The 17,707-nt window shown below is 71.2% G+C and carries 15 protein-coding genes; 11 read left to right on the top strand and 4 right to left on the bottom strand.

Annotated elements, in window-relative coordinates:
- Positions 1 to 25: 25 nt before the first annotated feature.
- Both ACYVOO_RS29025 and ACYVOO_RS29020 read right to left on the bottom strand, forming a co-directional pair.
- Entirely contained in the window at positions 26 to 823 is a 798-nt protein-coding gene (locus ACYVOO_RS29025; protein ID WP_461018667.1) for a CoA-transferase subunit beta, read from the bottom strand.
- 97 nt (positions 824 to 920) lie between these two features.
- Complete coding sequence (locus ACYVOO_RS29020) at positions 921 to 1,838, bottom strand: CoA transferase subunit A (RefSeq protein WP_461018788.1); 918 nt, start codon at positions 1,836 to 1,838, stop codon at positions 921 to 923.
- Positions 1,839 to 2,043: 205 nt separating this feature from the next.
- Here ACYVOO_RS29020 and ACYVOO_RS29015 point away from each other — a divergent pair, with 205 nt between their 5' ends.
- The 7 genes from ACYVOO_RS29015 (at position 2,044) to ACYVOO_RS28985 (ending at position 9,190) form a co-directional block, all read left to right on the top strand.
- Positions 2,044 to 2,967 carry a LysR family transcriptional regulator gene (locus ACYVOO_RS29015; protein WP_461018666.1) on the top strand — a complete coding sequence of 308 codons (924 nt, stop codon included), beginning with the start codon at positions 2,044 to 2,046 and terminating at the stop codon, positions 2,965 to 2,967.
- 131 nt (positions 2,968 to 3,098) lie between these two features.
- Positions 3,099 to 4,343, top strand: a complete 1,245-nt coding sequence (locus ACYVOO_RS29010) for an acetyl-CoA C-acetyltransferase (RefSeq protein WP_461018665.1) — start codon at positions 3,099 to 3,101, stop codon at positions 4,341 to 4,343.
- A 1,691-nt stretch (positions 4,344 to 6,034) separates the two neighbouring features.
- Positions 6,035 to 6,460, top strand: a complete 426-nt coding sequence (locus ACYVOO_RS29005; RefSeq protein WP_461018787.1) for an ATP-binding protein — start codon at positions 6,035 to 6,037, stop codon at positions 6,458 to 6,460.
- A 275-nt stretch (positions 6,461 to 6,735) separates the two neighbouring features.
- A complete protein-coding gene (locus ACYVOO_RS29000) occupies positions 6,736 to 7,146 on the top strand; it encodes a hypothetical protein (RefSeq protein WP_461018664.1) in 411 nt (136 codons plus the stop codon).
- Positions 7,143 to 7,793: a hypothetical protein gene (locus tag ACYVOO_RS28995; protein WP_461018663.1), complete on the top strand. Its 651-nt coding sequence runs from the start codon at positions 7,143 to 7,145 to the stop codon at positions 7,791 to 7,793. The genes ACYVOO_RS29000 and ACYVOO_RS28995 overlap by 4 nt, the downstream gene beginning before the upstream one ends.
- A 144-nt stretch (positions 7,794 to 7,937) precedes the next feature.
- A complete protein-coding gene (locus ACYVOO_RS28990) occupies positions 7,938 to 8,066 on the top strand; it encodes a hypothetical protein (protein WP_461018662.1) in 129 nt (42 codons plus the stop codon).
- Positions 8,063 to 9,190, top strand: coding sequence for a methyltransferase domain-containing protein (locus tag ACYVOO_RS28985; RefSeq protein WP_461018661.1), 1,128 nt, complete (start codon positions 8,063 to 8,065; stop codon positions 9,188 to 9,190). The genes ACYVOO_RS28990 and ACYVOO_RS28985 overlap by 4 nt, the downstream gene beginning before the upstream one ends.
- Positions 9,191 to 9,291: 101 nt before the next feature.
- Here the strand turns inward: ACYVOO_RS28985 and ACYVOO_RS28980 are convergent, their stop codons facing one another.
- Positions 9,292 to 10,233 (bottom strand): helix-turn-helix domain-containing protein, encoded by a 942-nt coding sequence (locus tag ACYVOO_RS28980; RefSeq protein WP_461018660.1) that lies wholly within the window; start codon positions 10,231 to 10,233, stop codon positions 9,292 to 9,294.
- Positions 10,234 to 10,585: 352 nt separating this feature from the next.
- On the bottom strand, positions 10,586 to 11,797 hold the full coding sequence (locus ACYVOO_RS28975) for a CaiB/BaiF CoA transferase family protein (protein WP_461018786.1): 1,212 nt from the start codon (positions 11,795 to 11,797) through the stop codon (positions 10,586 to 10,588).
- A 209-nt stretch (positions 11,798 to 12,006) separates the two neighbouring features.
- Between ACYVOO_RS28975 and ACYVOO_RS28970 the strand changes: the two genes are divergently transcribed.
- The 4 genes from ACYVOO_RS28970 (at position 12,007) to ACYVOO_RS28955 (ending at position 17,569) form a co-directional block, all read left to right on the top strand.
- Positions 12,007 to 13,317 carry an FAD-binding protein gene (locus ACYVOO_RS28970; protein ID WP_461018659.1) on the top strand — a complete coding sequence of 437 codons (1,311 nt, stop codon included), beginning with the start codon at positions 12,007 to 12,009 and terminating at the stop codon, positions 13,315 to 13,317.
- A 104-nt stretch (positions 13,318 to 13,421) separates the two neighbouring features.
- Entirely contained in the window at positions 13,422 to 14,879 is a 1,458-nt protein-coding gene (locus ACYVOO_RS28965) for a type I glutamate--ammonia ligase (RefSeq protein ID WP_461018658.1), read from the top strand.
- Between the two features lie 15 nt (positions 14,880 to 14,894).
- Positions 14,895 to 16,022 (top strand): amidohydrolase family protein, encoded by a 1,128-nt coding sequence (locus tag ACYVOO_RS28960; RefSeq protein ID WP_461018657.1) that lies wholly within the window; start codon positions 14,895 to 14,897, stop codon positions 16,020 to 16,022.
- A 335-nt stretch (positions 16,023 to 16,357) separates the two neighbouring features.
- Positions 16,358 to 17,569 (top strand): S1 family peptidase, encoded by a 1,212-nt coding sequence (locus ACYVOO_RS28955; RefSeq protein WP_461018656.1) that lies wholly within the window; start codon positions 16,358 to 16,360, stop codon positions 17,567 to 17,569.
- Positions 17,570 to 17,707 lie beyond the last annotated feature (138 nt).

The following is a 17,707-nucleotide window of genomic DNA, read 5'->3' as shown; positions in this document are numbered from 1 at the left end:
CCGCTCCTCTCGTTTCCGCGCCGGTTCAGCGCAGGTACACACGGTCGGGGTCGACATCGTCGCGCAGCAGCCGCAGTTCGGCGTCGGTGGGCGGCTCGATGGTGCGGACGGTGTCGGCGACGGCCAGGTCCCAGCCGGTCGCCTCCCGTACCCGCTCGACGCTCACCCCGGGGTGCACGGCAGCCAGCCGCAGCTCCTCCCCCACACCCTCGCGGGCGAGGATGCCCAGCTCCGTGATGACGCGGGTGACCCCGGCGCCCAGCGGCCTGATGCCGTCCTCCAGAGCGCGGTCGGGGCCCGGCGAGGTGCAGAAGTCGAGGCGTTCGGTGAAGGAGCGCGGGTCGTGGCGGCGCATGACGACGAAGACCTCGCGCGAGTTGGCCATCACCTCGTTGGCCCCGCCGGATCCCGGCAGCCGCACGGTGGGGCTGTGCCAGTCGCCGATGACGGAGGAGTTGAGGCTGCCCCACTTGTCGATCTGGGCCGCGCCCAGGAAGCCGACGTCGATGTGGCCGCCCTGGAGCACGGAGCCGAAGAGCGCGGGCATCGAGAGGACCGCCTCTGCACCGGTGATGAGGACGGCGTCCGCGATGGTCTCGGGGAGGTGGGAGGGGTGGGCGCCGCACACCCCGGACTCGTAGACGATCTCCAGGCTCGGCGCGACCGTCAGATGGGCCAGGGAGGCGGCGAGGGTGGGCAGTCCGATGCCCGCGAAGACGGTCCGCCTGCCCGCGAGCTCCCTGGAGGCGATCACGGACAGCAGCTCGGACGGGGTCGCCTCGCGGGTCGCCGACCCGTCGGCGGATGTGGTGGCGGGGGTCATGCGCGGCTCGCTTCCGGGAGTCGGGAGGTACGGCGGAGGACGGCGGCCCTGGCGCCGCTCTTCAGAGGCGGCACGAGTGTCCGGGACGGCACGCGCGTCACAGCCGCCGCCCGTAGTTCACCGGCAGGCTCATGGCGTCGCCGACGGCCAGCCGCGCCCAGTGCTCCTCGCCGAGCCGCTCCACGTACTCGGCGTGGTCCCGCGTGCCGTGCACCCACTCGGCCAGCCAGGCGTGCAGCCGCTCCTCGTCCTTGCTGATCGCGGACCAGGCGCGGTAGAAGGCGTTGTCCCTGTCGTAGTAGCCCTGCGCGAAGGAGGGGTGGGCGCCGCGCGGGCAGACGACCACGGCGTCCACGGCGTGCGCGGGGACGACGGTGCGGTTCGGGTCGGAGCGGACGACCTCGTCGTCGACGACCTCCTCCACGACGACGACGGCCTTGCGTGCCGCGTAGACCGCTTCGGCCTGGATGCCGGTGAGGCCCCATATCTGGGTGTTGCCCGCGCGGTCGGCGCGCTGGGCGTGGATGATCGTCACATCCGGGTTGACGGGCGGGACGACGTAGATCTCCTCGCGCTCCCCGTCGGGTCCGGGGTAGGGCGAGGTGACCTTGCGCAGGTCGGGGTTGACGCGGGGCAGGTCGCTGCCGCCGTAGGAGCGCAGCGGGTAGAACGGCAGCCGCTGGGCGCCCGCGAGATAGCGGCAGATGAGCCCGTAGTGGCTGTACTCCTCGAAGACCAGCGGCTCGGGCAGGCCCTTCTCCACCCGGCGGCGCAGCTCGCCGAGCGAACCGGCCGAGGAGTTGCCGACGAAGGAGGAGACGAGCCGGGACACGCAGCCGGCGGCGAGCATCTGGTCCACCACGATGTCGGCGGTCATCCGCACGACGGTCAGGTTCCTGCGGCCCTGCCGGATGATCTCGTGCCCGGCGGCCGTCGGGATGAGGTGGGTGAAGCCCTCCAGCGCGACGGTGTCCCCGTCGTGGACATACGCGGCGACCGCGTCCCGCATCGTCATCGTCTTGTCGACGGCGGCGGGGGTGGTGGTCGTGCGCGCGGCGGGCGCGGTTCCGGTGGCTGCGTCCTCGTCCTGTCCCATGGCGGCTCCTCGCGTGCGGTGACGGGTGACGGGTCGCCTCTTACGCTGCCAGCGCCTATTGATTGGGGTCCAATACCAAATTAAGGTCAGTTTGAGACGGGAGATTGATAACTGGAGGGCCACCGTGGAACTGCGCTATCTGGCCTCCTTCGTGGCCGTCGCCGAGGAGCTGCACTTCGGGCGCGCGGCGAAGCGCCTGCACATGGCCCAGCCGCCGCTGAGCCAGCAGATCCGCCAGCTGGAGAAGGAGCTGGGCGTGCAGCTCTTCGAGCGCAGCACCCGCTCGGTGCGGCTCACCAGCGCCGGGGAGTCCTTCCTGAAACCGGTGCGCACGGTGCTGGAGGACCTGGAGATCGCCACGCGGGTCGCGAAGGCGGCCGGGCGCGGGGAGTACGGGAGGGTCACGGTCGGCTTCGCCGGGGCCTCCAGCCATACGACGCTGCCCGTGCTGACGCGGGCCGTGCGCGCCGCGCACCCCGGCATCGAGCTGGTGATGCGCGGCCAGACGTACGCCAACCGCGCGCTGGCACGCGTCGCCGACGGCTCGCTGGACGTGGGCTTCGTACGGCTGCCGGTGACCCAGCCCGGCGTGGAGACGCGGGTGATCGACGAGGAGGAACTGGTGTGCGCGCTCCCCGCCGACCACCGGCTGGCGCGGTGCGAGCGGATCGACGTCGCCGACCTCGCGGGCGAGCCGTTCGTCAGCTTCCCCGCCAACACGGGGTCCAGCCTGCGCGACATCACGCTCCAGGCGTGCGAGAGCGCCGGGCACCGCCCGCGGATCGTGCAGGAGGCGCCGGACTCGTACACCATCCTGGCCCTGGTGGCGATGGGCGTCGGCGTGACCCTCACGCTCACCTCCTGCATGCACATCCAGCAGACGGGCCTGGTCTACCGCCCACTCGCCGGTCCGCCCGTCGTGCTGCGGGCCGCGCTCGCCTGGCGCACGGACAACCCCTCGGCTGCGCTGCGCAGCGTCCTGGACATCGCCGAGGAGGCCCTGCCGACGCCCGGCACGCACGCGGCGCCCGAGGCCCTCACGGATTAGGTGCGGGTGCGTCTCAGTGCGAGGCGGATCGGATATTGGACCGGCACAGTGCGGGGTGCGAAGGTCGGCGGGAAACCCCTCCGGCGCCCGCTCAGCCGGACAGCCCCCGCCCTCTCAGGAAAGGCCCGACCATGGCCACGGCCCCGTCGTCCCCCGCCCCGACCGACGTCGTCATCTGCGCCCCCGTACGCACCCCCATCGGCAGGTTCGGCGGCGCCCTCTCCACGCAGCGGCCCGCCGCGCTGGCCGCGCACGTCATCGCCGAGGTCGTCGCCCGTACGGGGATCGACGGCGCGCGGGTGGACGAGGTCATCCTCGGGCACGCGTACCCGAGTTCGGAGGCGCCCGCCATCGGCCGGGTCGCCGCGCTGGACGCCGGGCTGCCCGAGACGGTCACGGGCCTCCAGACCGACCGGCGCTGCGGCTCCGGGCTCCAGGCCGTGCTCGACGCGGCCATGCAGGTGCGGTGCGGCTTCAGCGAGGTCGTGATCGCGGGCGGCGTCGAGGTGATGAGCGCCGCGCCGTACTACACGCACGAGGGCCGCTGGGGCATCAAGGGCCCCGGGCTCCAGCTCCACGACTCCCTCGCGCGCGGCCGGGTCACCGCGGGCGGGGTGAACCACCCGGTGCCCGGCGGCATGATCGAGACGGCGGAGAACCTGCGCCGCGACTTCGGCGTCAGCCGCGAGGACCAGGACGCGCTGGCGCTGCGCTCGCAGCGCAGGGCGGCACGCGCCATGGAGGAGGGCCGCTTCGCCGACGAGATCGCGCCGGTCACCGTGCGCACGCGCAAGGGCGAGACCGTCGTCGGCACCGACGAGCACCCGCGCCCCGACACCACCGCCGGGCAACTGGCCGGGCTGCGCCCCGTCATGGGCAAGACCGACCCGGAGGCGACGGTCACCGCGGGCAACGCCAGCGGCCAGAACGACGCGGCTGCCGCCTGCCTGGTAACCGGCGCGGCGACGGCCGAGCGGCTGGGCCTGACGCCGCTGCTGCGGCTGGTGTCCTTCGCGCGGGACGGCGTACCGGCGAGGACCATGGGACTGGGGCCCGTCGGCGCGACCCGCGGCGCGCTGGAGCGGGCCGGGCTCTCCCTGGACGACATGGACCTGATCGAGCTGAACGAGGCGTTCGCCGCGCAGGTCCTGGCCTGCACCCGCGCCCTCGGGCTGACCGAGAAGGACCACGAGGAGCGCGTCAACGTCAACGGCTCCGGCATCTCGCTCGGCCACCCCGTCGGCGCCACCGGGGCCCGGATCCTGGCAACGCTGGCCGGGGAGGTGCGGCGCAGGGAGGCGCGGTACGCGCTGGAGACCATGTGCATCGGCGGCGGGCAGGGGCTGGCCGCCGTCTTCGAGCGCGTCACGGGCTGACGCGTCACGGGCTGACGCGTACGGGCGCCGCACCGGTGCCGGGCGGGTCCCTCATCATGGAGGCACGCATTGAAGATGGTGATGACTTTCCGAGCCATGTGCGCCTCCTGGATATGTATCCAGGAAAGGGATTTCGCACCACGACACATCAGAAAGTCAATCTATTCCCATACGGGCCTAGGGCTGCCTTCCCACAGAGCTGCCACGTGTCCTTGGAACCGGTCAAACAGTCCGTCTTCCCCAAGGCGCCTCAGATGAAGCATAGGCGAGTCGTGCCCCAGGAGACTGCTCAGATGCGGGGTCACCAGCATCTGGTCATCAAAGGCGAAAACCGACAATGCAATGTGCTGGTCCGAGAAGCGAGCTTCCAGGCCGGGGACACCCCGCATCTTCTCCAAGGCGTCCAGGGTGATTCGGATACGTGTGCCTACGGTCAGTGGCACACCTTCGACCTCTTCGCGCTTTCTCGTCACTTCAGAATCGGGGTCTCCTACTAGGAACCGCACTCGGCACCCATCATGCAGTTTCCGCTTCAACCGGTCAGCCAATCGAGGCTGCTCCTGCCAGATGAAGTAGTTCGTGTAGCCAGCGAACGTGATGCTCTGCGATGCAGAAGCGATCAGATCCGCCCATACAGACGTAGGGCAAGCATTTCGATAGGGGTAGGCGCTGACGATCTCCCGGTCAGGCCCCATCTTCACGGTTTCCCGGAGCGACTTAGGCCACAGCACTTCCGCTCTCACTCCTAGTGCCTCTGCCACCGCAGCCCTGGTCACCTGGTGGGGCGCCCTGCTGGCGTCGGCGAGCCATCTCTTCACGGTTTTGGGGTCAACCCCAACCTTACGGGCCAACTCGCCGGGCTTCACCCCACGCCGGGCCATAGCACCATACAGCGTTTGATTCAAGGGGCCTCCAGGGACGTTTGGGCCACTTAGGACACTATGCCAAGAACGCCTCCGTGTCCGGCAGTTGAGCGTAGATAACCCCTGCGTACGGGCGTTGAGTAGTTCACAGACCCGCCAAACCATGCAGAGGAGCGGCCGTGCACCAGCCGACTTGGCGCGTTAAGCGCATCCCCGGTCAACAGCTGATCTTGGAGAGCGACGGCACGATCAGTGTTCCCCCGCGGCTCTCCAATGAGGGGACGTTCACAGGCGACGTGCCACTGAGGTTGCTGCCGCACGAAGCCCGTCGGCTCTACTCGGAGCTGGGTGAAGTTCTCGGGGTCGGTGCCACGGACGGGGCCGCCCTGCCCCACCCGATGTCGTGAACCGTAGTGACGTCGTGGCGATGTTCTCGTCCGTGGACGGCGGTTGGTACGTACTGGAGCACGGCGGCGGGCTCGTGTGGCGGACGCCTCGCGCCTTAGTTCTACTGCCGGACGACGATGGGCCAGCCCTTCCACGACCGTGCGGGCTGATGCCCGTCCCGCCGCTCAAGCCCTCGATGAATAAATGAAGTTTCGGCGTTCCGAGGTCTTCACTGGGCGCTGCTTCAAATGTGACAACAGTCCGCTACCGGTGAGGCTAGTGGGAGACATAAAAGCGGAAGGCGAAACCGGCCAGCTCCACTACTGCGAGCCCTGTGAAATGGCTCTACAGGAATACCTGTGGCAGCAGGAGGAAGCTAGATACGCCTCCTATATGTCGGGGCCTGGAGGTTCCACCACTCGGAGGGAAGACCCCGTGATCATGACCGCGACGAAACCGAACGTAATCGGCGTACCCGGCTACAGCCAGGAGATGTGCTGTACACCAGAAGCCGCCGGGCACGCCCGTCAACTGGTGGAAACAGCGTTGAGCACGTGGAGTCTGGGTCACCTCATAGAGGACGGGTCACTGATCATCTCGGAACTGGTCGGCAATGCGGCTCAGCACAGCGGCGGTCTGTTCCTCTGTTTTGGTGTCAGTCTGCCCGCGCCGTATCGCGTCCGCTTCGCCGTATCCGATACGTCCGCCGAGTCCCCGACATTGCACAGGCCAGGCCCCGGACGTGATGAAGAGAGCGGACGAGGACTGTTCATCGTTCACGAGCTGGCGCACCGCTGGGGCTCGGAATACTGGCATTCGGGCAAGGTCGTATGGGCGGAACTCCTCAGTGCTGAGGAGGACTCCTGATGGCTCGACCCGCGTCGTTCTTCCATAAAGGCAGCACGCTGCCGAGCGAGCACTACGCCCCCCACCCGGTGACCGGGGAGCCCACCTTGGTCCCTTACGTCGTGATGTGGGACAGCGAAGTCCCCGTGCCCTTGAGCCTGCTGACCGTAGCGTTCGCCCCCGAGCCGAGGCTCACATACCACGGTCCTGCGCTCCCCGAAGACCGCTGCGGCTTCGGCGCCCTGTGGGCAAGAGTCTCCTCATCTCCAGGCGTGGGAACCGCACATTTCGCGAACATGCATCCCGCACGCCAGTACATCTGCATGTACTCCATGAAATGCCAGGTGTGCAAGGGACCCGCATCCCGAAACCGTGATGGCTGGCTGTTCTTCGACTGGCGCAAGGAACTGGACCCGCCGACCTGGCCCGAAGGCGCGGTGACCGCCATGCCGCCCCTGTGCGACGCACACGCCAAGATGTCGCGGGAGCTGTGCCCACGCCTGGGGAAGGGCCACTTCGCCGAGCTGCGCGTCAAGACCCCGCGCCTGTGGGGCGCGGGCGGCACGCACTACCGGCTGACCGCCGGTGGCTGGCAAACCGACGAGGCCGACGTGTGGGCCCCCAAGGGCGACACGAGCCTGCGAGCGCTGCTCGTATCGAAGCTGATCCGCGAACTCCGCGACGTCACGGTCATCGACATGCGATGAACACGACGGCCACAGCACACTGCCCCCTCTGCCCGCCAGGACGGCCCGAGCAGATCGCCTCCATCACCGTGCTCGCCGCACTCATCGTCGTCCTTCTCTACGTCCTCACCCCGTCACCGATCTGGAGCAACGCCATGCCCCGCGACCACACCGTTCTCATTCCCGCCGACCCCGAGGATGTCTTCTACGACCCCCACGGCTGGGCCACCACCGCAGGCTTCCCCGTCGCCGTACTCGACGGCCACGCACCCCACTTCGTGATGCGACGTATCCAGGACCGCGCCGTGCGGCTGATGTACGAACTCCCGCACGGCACCGCCTTCCTCACCAGCTACCCGCGGCCCATGCCGTCAGGGCAGGTCATCGAGATCATGGAAGGCAACCTCGCCACCCTCCTCACCGGCTACGCCTGCCACGCCCTCCGCCTCCGCGAGATGGGCGAACGCATCACCGTCGACGGGGAGACACGCGACTGCCTGTCCACCCTCCTCACACCCCGCCACTGGTGGCACGCCCGCCACACCCGCATCGGCAAAGCCCTCCACCACCAGGGCCACGCCGTCATCCTCACCGCACCCCTCGTCGGCGGACGCACCCTCCAACTCACCACCGTCACACCCCCGCACGACGCGACCCCGACCCCATGAGCCCCCGTCCCCTGGAGAAACCGTCGTCAACGGTCCAGGGGACGGGCGTCAGCCGACGAGCCAGCCGCTTCATTCCAGCGATGCGGTTGTTGAAGCGCCCCGACCGCGCTGGGATGGTCCCAGCCTCTGAGAGGAGCAATTGCGATGGGTGGAGAGCACGCGAAGGAACCGCCGGACGAGCAGCCCAAGGGCCCTCCGGGAGACACCGACGGGCAATCGCCGACGATCGGCGGCGGTGACTCCGGCTCGCGCCGTAAGGACGACGACGAGTGACCCTTGATTTCGCTCCCTACCGCCGGCGGCTCATCGAGTCTCTGGCGGCCAGGGGTGCCTTCCGCGAACAACAGTGGCTTCGCGGGGCGTTCGAATCAGTGCATCGGCACTGGTTCGCTCCGGAGACCGTGTGGACGTGGCGAGACGGACGCTGGCGCCCGTTCCATCGGCGCACCGACGAAGCAAGGTGGGCTGAACTCGTCTATCACGAGACCGATGCCGTAGTGACTCAGGTGGACGACGGACGAACGGCCGCAGATGGCTCCGGACTTCTCCCCACCAGCTCACTCAGCGCCTCGGGCGGGGTGCTGAACATGCTCACCTCGCTCGCCCCGCAGCCGGGCGAGCGCATCGGGGAGATCGGCACCGGTACCGGCTACAACACCGCTCTGTTGTGTGAGCGCGTGGGCCAGCGCAATGTCTTCAGCAAGGAGGTGGACGCATCGGTCGCCGACCTCGCCCAAACGAACCTCGAAGCGGCGGGATACGCACCCGCTGTCCACTGCGGCGACGGTGAAGAGGGGTTTCCGCACGAAGCTCCGTACGACCGTCTCATCTCTACGGCCTCGGTCCACCGGGTGCCCCAAGCCTGGCTGACGCAGGTGAAGAAGGGCGGCGAAATCGTCACCCCTTGGCTGCCCAACGGCAGGGCCCTCGGACTGATATGGCTCAGAGTCCGCGAACCGGGAGAGGTGGCCCGAGGCTGGTTCCACGGCGGGGAGACCTTCATGGCGGTGCGTGGCCAGCGTCCCACGCGGCCGGACATTTCGAGCATCTGGAACGAAACCCGCGATGCCGCGGAGCAGGTTCCGGGCCCGCTCGACATAGACCTCGACGTTCATGGCGAGTTCGCCTTGGCCGTCACCCTCCCCGGCGTGACGCCGTACAAGCAGGATGACGGGTGGTTCTTCCTGACTGATGACGAAGAGTCATGGTTGAGAATCACCGGTGAAAAAACCACTCAGTACGGGACCCGCGATCTCATCCGGAGCCTTCGCGACGCCCTCGGATGGTGGGAGAGATCCGGGAGGCCGCGGCTGTTCGACTTCGGCGTCACGGTCACCCCGGAGAGCCATACGGTCTGGCTGGGGAAGGACCGGGCCCCGGTCCCGCACTACGTATGAACGAACTGCGGCACGGACGAACACCGCTCCCCCCCGTGCCGACCCGCCACAGCGGGACGTACGCCCCCGGAGCCGGGACGGGCCCGCCCGTCACCACCCCGTCACTGCCCCCGGCGCCCCCTCGACGTCGCCGTCTCGTCGAGGATCCGCTCCAGGAAGGCGCGGGTGCGCGTCGCGGGTTCGGCGCGGGTGACCAGGTGGTCGATGACGTGGCGGTAGCGCTCGACGTCCGCCGGGTCCTCCGGGTAGTGGGCGCCGTGGAGCTGCTCCAGGTAGACGACGTCGGGGAGTTCGCTCTGCGGCAGCCGCAGCAGCGTCACGGGCCCGCCCGCCGCCGGGTGGCCGCCCGCGGCGAACGGCATCACCTGGACCGTCACATGCGGGAGTTCGCAGACCTCGACGAGGTGCCGCAACTGGGCGCGCATCACCTCGGGGCCGCCGATGGGACGGCGCAGCGCCGCCTCGTCGATGACGGCCCACAGATGCGGCGGGCGCGGCCCGCGCAGGATCTCCTGGCGGCGCATCCGCAGGGCCAGGCGCCGCTCGCGCCGTTCCGCGGCGCGGGGCTCCCCGGCGTCGTCGCGCAGGGCGATCACGGCGCGCGCGTAGTCGGGGGTCTGGAGCAGGCCGGGCACGAACTGGACCTCGTAGCTGCGGATGACCCCTGCGGCCTCCTCCATGCCGAGGTACGTGTGCAGCCACGCGGGCACCACGTCCTGGTAGGAGTGCCACCATCCGGGCCTGTTGGCCTCCTCCATCAGCGCGATGAGGGTGGCGCGCTCGGCCTCGTCCGTGACGCCGTAGATCCGGAGGAAGTCCGCGACGTCGCGCGGCCGGAAACCTGAGCGGCCCAGCTCCATCGCCGTGACGTGCTCCTCGGGAGCGCGGAGGGAATCGGCGGCCTCGGCCGCCGTGATGAACTGTGCCTCGCGCAGACGGCGCAGCCGGGTGCCGAGCACGAGCCGCGGTACGGCGGGCCCCGAGGCGGGGACCTCACCCGCCTGCCCGCCAGGGCGTTCGCCCGTCGCGCTAGTGATACGCATGCTCTGGCTCCCCGTGCGGTAACTGCATGGGCCACACCACCGACAATGTCGTTTTCACCACTCCATTTGTCCGAGCCCGTGGGATTTCCCTGGCATGAGCCACAGGAATTCTTCCCGCGATCAAGCTCTGCGAAATAAGGCATTTTCCGTCACCGGCGCCCGCCGGGTCCCACCGGCCCTCTCCCGGCCCCCGCCGGGCGTGGAGTCCCGGCCGGAACCCGGACGGCAACGGACGTCAAACGGGCGGTTCCATGCCGGAAACGGGCCCTCCGGCCCCTCCCCGCCACCGCTCGCCGGGCACCCGGCCGGATACGGAGCGCCACACTCTACCTCTGCCCGTACGGGCCCGAGTTCACGGCCCGCCCCCTGGAACGGGCTCCTCCGCCGGGCCCTCCAGCCACTCCCGCAGCACCGCTCCCTGTTCGTCCAGGCGGGGCGGTGCGACGGGCTCGGCCACGGGCGTCGCCGACATCCGCAGCGGGCTGCGCGTCTGCGGCACCCTGCCTGCGCCCACCGGAACGACGGGGTCCAGGCCCAGCCGTCCGGCCAGCGCGAGCGCCTGCGAGAGGGAGTTGACGGGGCCGCAGGCGACGGAGGCGGCCGTCAGCCGCTCCGCCCAGCTCTGCGCGGTGTCCCGCGCGAGATGGCGCTCCAGCGTCTCGACGAGGGCCTCGCGGTGCCGTACCCGGTCCGCGTTGCGCGCGAAGCGTGGGTCGTCCGCCAGCTCCGGGTCCCCGAGCGCCGCCGCCATGGCCCGGAACTGCCGGTCGTTTCCGACGGCGACGGCCAGCGGGCCGTCCCGGCACGCGAGCGTCTCGTAGGGCGCGATGCTGGGGTGCCGGTTGCCGAGCGGTCCTGGATCGCGGCCGGTGAGCAGGTGCGCGGACGCCTGGTTGACGAGGGACGCCAGCAGCGAGGAGAGCAGGCTGACCTCGACCAACTGGCCCTCGCCCGTGCGGTCGCGGTGGCGCAGCGCGGCCAGGATGCCGGTGGTGGCGTCCTTCGCGGTGAGCACGTCCACGAGCGCGACGCCCGCCTTGAGGGGCGGGCCGCCCGGCTCGCCCGTGATGCTCATGAGGCCGCCGACGGCCTGGACGACGAAGTCGTAACCGGGCAGGTCGGCGCCCTCACCCGAGCCGAAGCCGCTGATGGAGCAGTAGACGAGGCCGGGGTTGGCGGCGAGCGCGGAGGCGTGGTCGAGGCCGTAGGCGCGCAGTCCGCCGGGGCGGAAGTTCTCCACGAGGACGTCCGCGCGGCGGGCCAGCTCCCTGGCGAGGGCGGCGTCGCGCGGGTCGGCGAGGTCGAGGGCGAGGCCGCTCTTGGAACGGTTGGCCGCGTCGAAGTAGGCGGCGGTGCCGTCCTCAGCGAAGGGCGGGCCCCACGCGCGGGTGTCGTCGCCGGTGCCGGGGCGTTCGACCTTGATCACGTGGGCTCCGAGATCGGCGAGGGTCGAGGCGGCCAGCGGGCCCGCGAGGACGCGGCTGAAGTCGGCCACCAGCACGCCGTCGAGCGGCAGTCCCACGGTGCTCCCTCCCTCGGTTCCCCGGCCCCTGGACCTCTTCATCGCCGCGCGCGGGGTGCGGCTCCCCGTGCTCGTCTCCGGCGCGCGCTTCCGGTGCACGCCCCCGGCGCTTCAAGATCGTGCCCCGGCGCGCCTGTTCGCACACGCGTCCGGCGCGTGTTGTGCACCGTCGTCGCGAAAGCGTTTTCGTACTAGGGTCGTCAGCGCAGGCCAACACAGCTTGACGGAGCCTTCACCGGATCGGATCGCACATGCTGACAACCGGCCCTCCGACCCGGAACTGGGCGGGCAACACCACCTTCGGCGCCGCGCGGGTCCACCGGCCCGCCTCGCTGGACGAGCTGCGGGACCTCGTCGCCTCGGCCACGCGGGTCCGCGCGCTCGGCAGCGGGCACTCCTTCAACCGGATCGCCGACACGAGCGGCGATCTCGTCCGCGTCGACGGACTCCCGTCGAAGATCGAGACCGACGGCACCTGCGCCACCGTCACCGTCGGCGCCGGTACGCGCTACGGCGAACTCGCGGCCGTGCTCCACTCGCAGGGCCGCGCCCTGGCCAACATGGCCTCGCTGCCCCACATCTCGGTCGCCGGTTCCTGCGCGACCGGCACGCACGGCTCGGGCTCGGCGCAGCGGAGCCTCGCCTCGGCCGTCGCGGGCTTCAACGTGGTGGGCCCGGACGGCGAGGTGCGGCGGATGAGCCGGGACGCCGACCCGGAGTGCTTCACCGGCACCGTCGTCAGCCTCGGCGCGCTCGGTGTGGTCACCGAGCTGACGCTGGACACCGAGCCCGCCTTCGAGGTGGCGCAGTGGGTCTACGACGGGGTGCCGCTGGAGCGGCTGGCCGAGCACTTCGACGAGATCTTCGGCTCGGCCTACAGCGTCAGCGCGTTCGCCGACTGGCTCGACGGCACCGCCGTCGTCTGGCTCAAGCGGCGCACCGACCGGCACGGCACCGAGCACCCGGGCCCTGCCTGGCAGGGCGGGCGGCTCGCCGAAGGGCCGCGTCATCCGATCCCCGGCATGGCCCCGGACTCCTGCACCACGCAGGGCGGCGTGCCAGGGCCCTGGTTCGAGCGGCTGCCCCACTTCCGGCCCGACTTCACTCCCAGCAACGGCACGGAACTCCAGTCGGAGCTGTATCTCCCCCGCGAGCGGGCGCCCGAGGTCCTCGCCGCGCTGCGCGGGCTCGCGGGCGTGATCGGGCCGGTGCTCCAGACGTCGGAGGTGCGCACGGTCGCGGCCGAGGACCTGTGGCTCAGCCCCGCCTACGGGCGCGATTCGCTGACCGTCCACTTCACCTGGGTCCAGGACACCGCGGCCGTGCTCCCCGCGATAGCGGCCATGGAGGAGCTGCTGATGCCGCTGGAGGCGCGCCCGCACTGGGGGAAGCTCACGACCACGTCACCCGGTGAGATCGTCGCGCTGTACGAGCGGGCGCCCGAGTTCGCCGCACTGCTCCAGGAGCACGATCCGGAGGGCAAGTTCCGCAACCCGTTCATGGCGCACCTCTTCCCGGGGCTGCCGTCAGCGGTCCCGGCCCCGGACCCGGCCTCGCGCTGACGCAGCGGGCCCATGGCGGGGAGGGAGCGCGGTACGAGGCGTTCCGTTCCGACACGCGGCCGTGCGGCCTTGCCCCGGGCCGACGGACGGAGTAGACGGCCGTCATGAGTACGACACAGCGGATCCCGGCCGAACAACAGGCCCGCGAGGCGACGGACCGGCTCAGCGCGGCGGGCGTCCACGGCGTGGCCCTGACCTGGGTGGACGTCGCGGGCATCACCCGCGTCAAGGCCGTACCGACCGACCGGCTGGCGAGTGCCGCGCGAACGGGCGTGGGCATGTCCCCCGTCTTCGACGTGTATCTCGTGGACGACTCGGCCACGACCAGCCCCCATATCGGCGGCCCCGACGGCGATCTGCGGCTGCGCCCCGACCTCGCCCGGCTCACCCCGCTCGCCGCGCAGCCGGGCTGGGCATGGGCGCCCGTCGACAGGTTCGAGCAGAGCGGCGAGCCCTACGCCGCCTGCCAGCGGCACTTCGCGCGCCGCACCGTAGAACGGGCCGCCGAGCGGCACGGGCTCGAACTCAAGGCGGGCTTCGAGACGGAGTGGGTGGTCACACGCGCGGACGCTGCCGCTCCGGGCACGAGCGCCGACACCCCGGCCCACGCCACACCCCACGTCACACCCCACACCGCCCTCCACCCCGCGCCCCACGCCCCGCTCCGCTACCCCTCCACAGGACCCGCCTACGGGATGGCCAGGCTGGTCGAGCTGTCCGACTACGTGCGCGATGTGCTGGACGCGCTCGCCGCGCAGGACGTCGAGGTGCTCCAGATCCATCCCGAGTACGCGCAGGGCCAGTTCGAGGTCTCCGTCGCGCCCACGGGCCCCGTCGGCGCTGCCGACCTCGCCGTCCTCGTACGGGAGACGGTCCGCGCGGTCTCCCTGCGGCACGGCTACACCGCCTCCTTCGCGCCCGTGGTGGAGGTGGGCGGCGTCGGCAACGGCAGGCATCTGCATCTGAGCCTGTGGCGCGACGGCCGGAACCTGTGCGAGGGCGGTGAGAGCGACGAGGGCGGCGAGGGACCGAACGGCATGACGGCGGACTGCGAGGCGTTCCTCGCCGGAGTGCTGCGCGAACTGCCCGCGCTGCTGGCCGTCGGCGCCCCCGCCCCGGCCAGCTATCTGCGGCTCCAGCCCTCCCAGTGGGCCGGTGCCTACCAGTGCTGGGGACTGGAGAACCGCGAGGCAGCGCTGCGCTTCGTCGCCGCCTCCCCAGGACGCCCCGGAGCGGCGAACGCCGAGGTCAAGTGCTGTGACCCGGCGGCGAATCCGTATCTGGTCACAGGCGCCGTCATCGCCGCCGGACTCGCCGGGCTCGAAGCGGGCCTGCGGCTGCCGCCGCCCGTGGCGGGCGACCCCGCGCACGCCGGGACACAGCCCCGGCTGCCCACCTCGCTGCCCGAGGCACTGGGCCACTTCGAGCGCTCCAAGACACTGCGCGAGGCGCTGGGAGAGCCGCTGTTCGGGGCCATCGCGGCCGTACGGAGGGCGGAGTCCGAGCTGTTCGACGGGGCGACGCCCCACGAGATCGTCGCGGCGACGCGCGGAAGGTACTGATTGTCACCCCGCCACTTGTCACCCCGCAGCCCCGCGCTGCCGCCGCTGGTGGACCACCACTGCCACGGAGTGGTCCGCACGCCACTGGACCGCGCGGGTTTCGAGGAGTTCCTGACCGAGTCGGACGCGCCGGCAGCACCCGGCACCAGCTTCTTCGACACACAGCTCGGCTTCGCCGTGCGCCGCTGGTGCGCGCCCGTGCTCGGCCTGGAGCCGCACTGCCCGCCCGACGCCTACCTCGCCAGACGCGGCGAGCTGGGCCCCGGCGAGGTCACCCGGCTGATGCTGCGCGCGAGCGGCGTCGCGACGCTGCTCGTCGACACGGGCCTGCCGGGCGATCTGCTGACGCCCAGCGAACTGGCCGAGGCGGGCCGCGCGACGGCGCACGAGGTCGTCCGCCTGGAGACGCTGGCCGAGCACGCCGCCGACGCCTCGCGCGACGGCCACGCCTTCCTCGTCGAGCTGGACGAGTCGGTGCTGCGGTACACGCGCTCGGCCGTCGCGTTCAAGTCCGTCGCCGCCTACCGGCACGGCCTCGATCTGGCGCCCGAACCACCCGGGCACGCGGAGGTGCGCACAGCAGCCGTCCGCTGGCACACCGGGCGGCAGCACGGGGATCGGCTGCGCGATCCGGTCCTGCTGCGCCATCTGCTGTGGTCCGCCGTCCGCACGGGCCTGCCGTTGCAGCTCCACACCGGCTTCGGCGACCCGGATCTGCGCCTGGACCGCTGCGACCCCGCGCTGCTCACGGAGTTCGTGCGCGCCACCGCGCCGTGGGGCACCCCGCTGGTGCTGCTGCACGGCTACCCGTACCACCGCAACGCGGGCTATCTCGCAGCGGCCTACTCGCACGTCTACGCCGACGTCGGGCTCTCGCTCACGCACACGGGCGCGCGGTCCTGGTCGGTGCTCGCCGAGATGCTGGAGCTGACGCCGTTCGGGAAGCTGCTGTTCTCGACGGACGCGTACGGGCTGCCCGAGCTGTACGTCGTGGGCGCCCGCCTGTTCGGCGAGGCGCTGTCCCGGTTGCTGGAGCGCTGGACTGCGGAAGGCGCCTGGTCGGGGAAGGACGCGGACCGGGTGACGGCGATGCTGGCGGCGGACAACGCGCGGCGGGTGTACGGGCTGGGGGCGGCGGTGTGACGGGCCCCTTGATGTGACGGGGCGTCACCGTGGCGGGGTAACTCGGTGACCGGTCGCCACCATGACGGGGCGTCACTGTGACGAGCTGCCCCCGTGACAGGGCGTCACACCTCAGGTGCGGCCCGTCGTCGGGCGTCCGCGTGATGAGCCTGCCGACCTTACACGCCCCTGCCGCGCGGTGCCGGAATCCCGCGCAACGTGAGCGGTCCTCACCGCGCGGCTGCGGGGGCATGTACCTCTGAGCGGCATGGGGTGCGGCCTCCCGTCCGGCCGCACACCGCTCTGTTCCAGCGGTCCGGCCGCGGGCCGGTCCGCCGCCCAGGGAGGTCGACGAGTTGAACCACCGACTGAACCACCGACGCGAGAACAGCAAACGGACCTACGTCATAGCCGGGGCCGCCGCCACCGCGCTCGCGGCGGCGGTGATCCTGCTGCCGCACGCCAACGCGAGCCCCGACCGGGCCGAGGGCCCCGCGACGCTCACCGCGCACGCGGCGGCGACGCTGGGGTCCGGGCTCTCCTCTGAGCTGGGCGGGAAGACCGCCGGCTGGTACTTCGACCGCGACAGCGAGCGCCTGGTCATGAACGTCGTGGACGAGGAGACGGCGCGGGAGGTGCGCGCACGCGGCGCACGGGCCCGGGTCGTGGAGAACAGCCGCGCCGAACTGTCGGCCGCGGCGGACACCCTCGCGGACGAGGCGTCGATCCCCGGCACCGCCTGGTCGGCCGACCCCAGGACGAACAGGGTCGTCGTCCTCGCCGACCGCACCGTCACCGGCGCCGACCTGGCCACGCTGCGCCGCACCGCCGACGCGATGAGCGGCACGGTGACCGTGCGACGCTCCCGTGGCGAGTTCACCCCGTTCCACGGCGACGACGGCGCGGAGGGAGGGGACAGCACCGACCCGTCAGCCGACGCACCGGGCCCGGGCGACGGCGGCAGCGGCAGCGGCAGCGACGGGGCGGACGCGGCCCCGGTCGGCGGCGACGCCATCTTCGGCGGCGGCTCCCGCTGCTCGCTGGGCTTCAACGTCACCCTCGACGGCGCCCCCGCCTTCCTCACCGCGGGCCACTGCGGCAACGCCTCCGCGACCTGGACCTCGGACCAGGCCGGGGCCACGGCACTGGGCACGGTCGCCGAGTCCCGGTTCCCCGAGGCCGACTTCGCGCTGGTGGCCTACGACGACACCGCCGCCGAGGCGCCCAGCGCCGTCGACCTCCAGGACGGCACCACCCGGGAGATCACCTCGGCCGCCGAGGCGAGCGTGGGCATGGAGGTCCAGCGCAGCGGCAGCACCACAGGGCTGAGCGACGGCACCGTCACGGGCCTCGACGCCACCGTCAACTACGGCAACGGCGACATCGTCAACGGCCTCATCCAGACCGACGTGTGCGCGGAGCCCGGGGACAGCGGCGGGCCCATGTTCGCCGGTGACGCGGCCGTCGGCCTGACCTCGGGCGGCAGCGGCGACTGCACCCAGGGCGGCGAGACCTTCTTCCAGCCGGTCACGGCGGCGCTGGAGGCCACGGGCGCCGAGATCGGCTGACCACTCCCCTCTCTCCCTCGCCAGAGCCGTCAGGACTGAACGCGAAACAACAGAAAACCGGCCCGGAAACGGCGCTTCCCATGCCGAACATGACCGCGGATGCGGATTGTTGTTGATCCGGTCCGTGGCGATGAGTTC

Source organism: Streptomyces daliensis, from assembly GCF_054782395.1.
This window is presented reverse-complemented; position numbering and strand designations above follow the sequence as displayed.

Coding starts and splice junctions, on each gene's coding strand:
- ACYVOO_RS28995 (WP_461018663.1), top strand. CDS start 7,143: ATGAACACGACGGCCACAGCACACTGCCCCCTCTGCCCGCCAGGACGG.
- ACYVOO_RS29025 (WP_461018667.1), bottom strand. CDS start 823: ATGACCCCCGCCACCACATCCGCCGACGGGTCGGCGACCCGCGAGGCG.
- ACYVOO_RS29020 (WP_461018788.1), bottom strand. CDS start 1,838: ATGACGATGCGGGACGCGGTCGCCGCGTATGTCCACGACGGGGACACC.
- ACYVOO_RS28980 (WP_461018660.1), bottom strand. CDS start 10,233: ATGCGTATCACTAGCGCGACGGGCGAACGCCCTGGCGGGCAGGCGGGT.
- ACYVOO_RS28965 (WP_461018658.1), top strand. CDS start 13,422: ATGAGTACGACACAGCGGATCCCGGCCGAACAACAGGCCCGCGAGGCG.
- ACYVOO_RS29005 (WP_461018787.1), top strand. CDS start 6,035: ATGACCGCGACGAAACCGAACGTAATCGGCGTACCCGGCTACAGCCAG.
- ACYVOO_RS29010 (WP_461018665.1), top strand. CDS start 3,099: ATGGCCACGGCCCCGTCGTCCCCCGCCCCGACCGACGTCGTCATCTGC.
- ACYVOO_RS28975 (WP_461018786.1), bottom strand. CDS start 11,797: ATGAAGAGGTCCAGGGGCCGGGGAACCGAGGGAGGGAGCACCGTGGGA.
- ACYVOO_RS28970 (WP_461018659.1), top strand. CDS start 12,007: ATGCTGACAACCGGCCCTCCGACCCGGAACTGGGCGGGCAACACCACC.
- ACYVOO_RS28990 (WP_461018662.1), top strand. CDS start 7,938: ATGGGTGGAGAGCACGCGAAGGAACCGCCGGACGAGCAGCCCAAGGGC.
- ACYVOO_RS29000 (WP_461018664.1), top strand. CDS start 6,736: ATGCATCCCGCACGCCAGTACATCTGCATGTACTCCATGAAATGCCAG.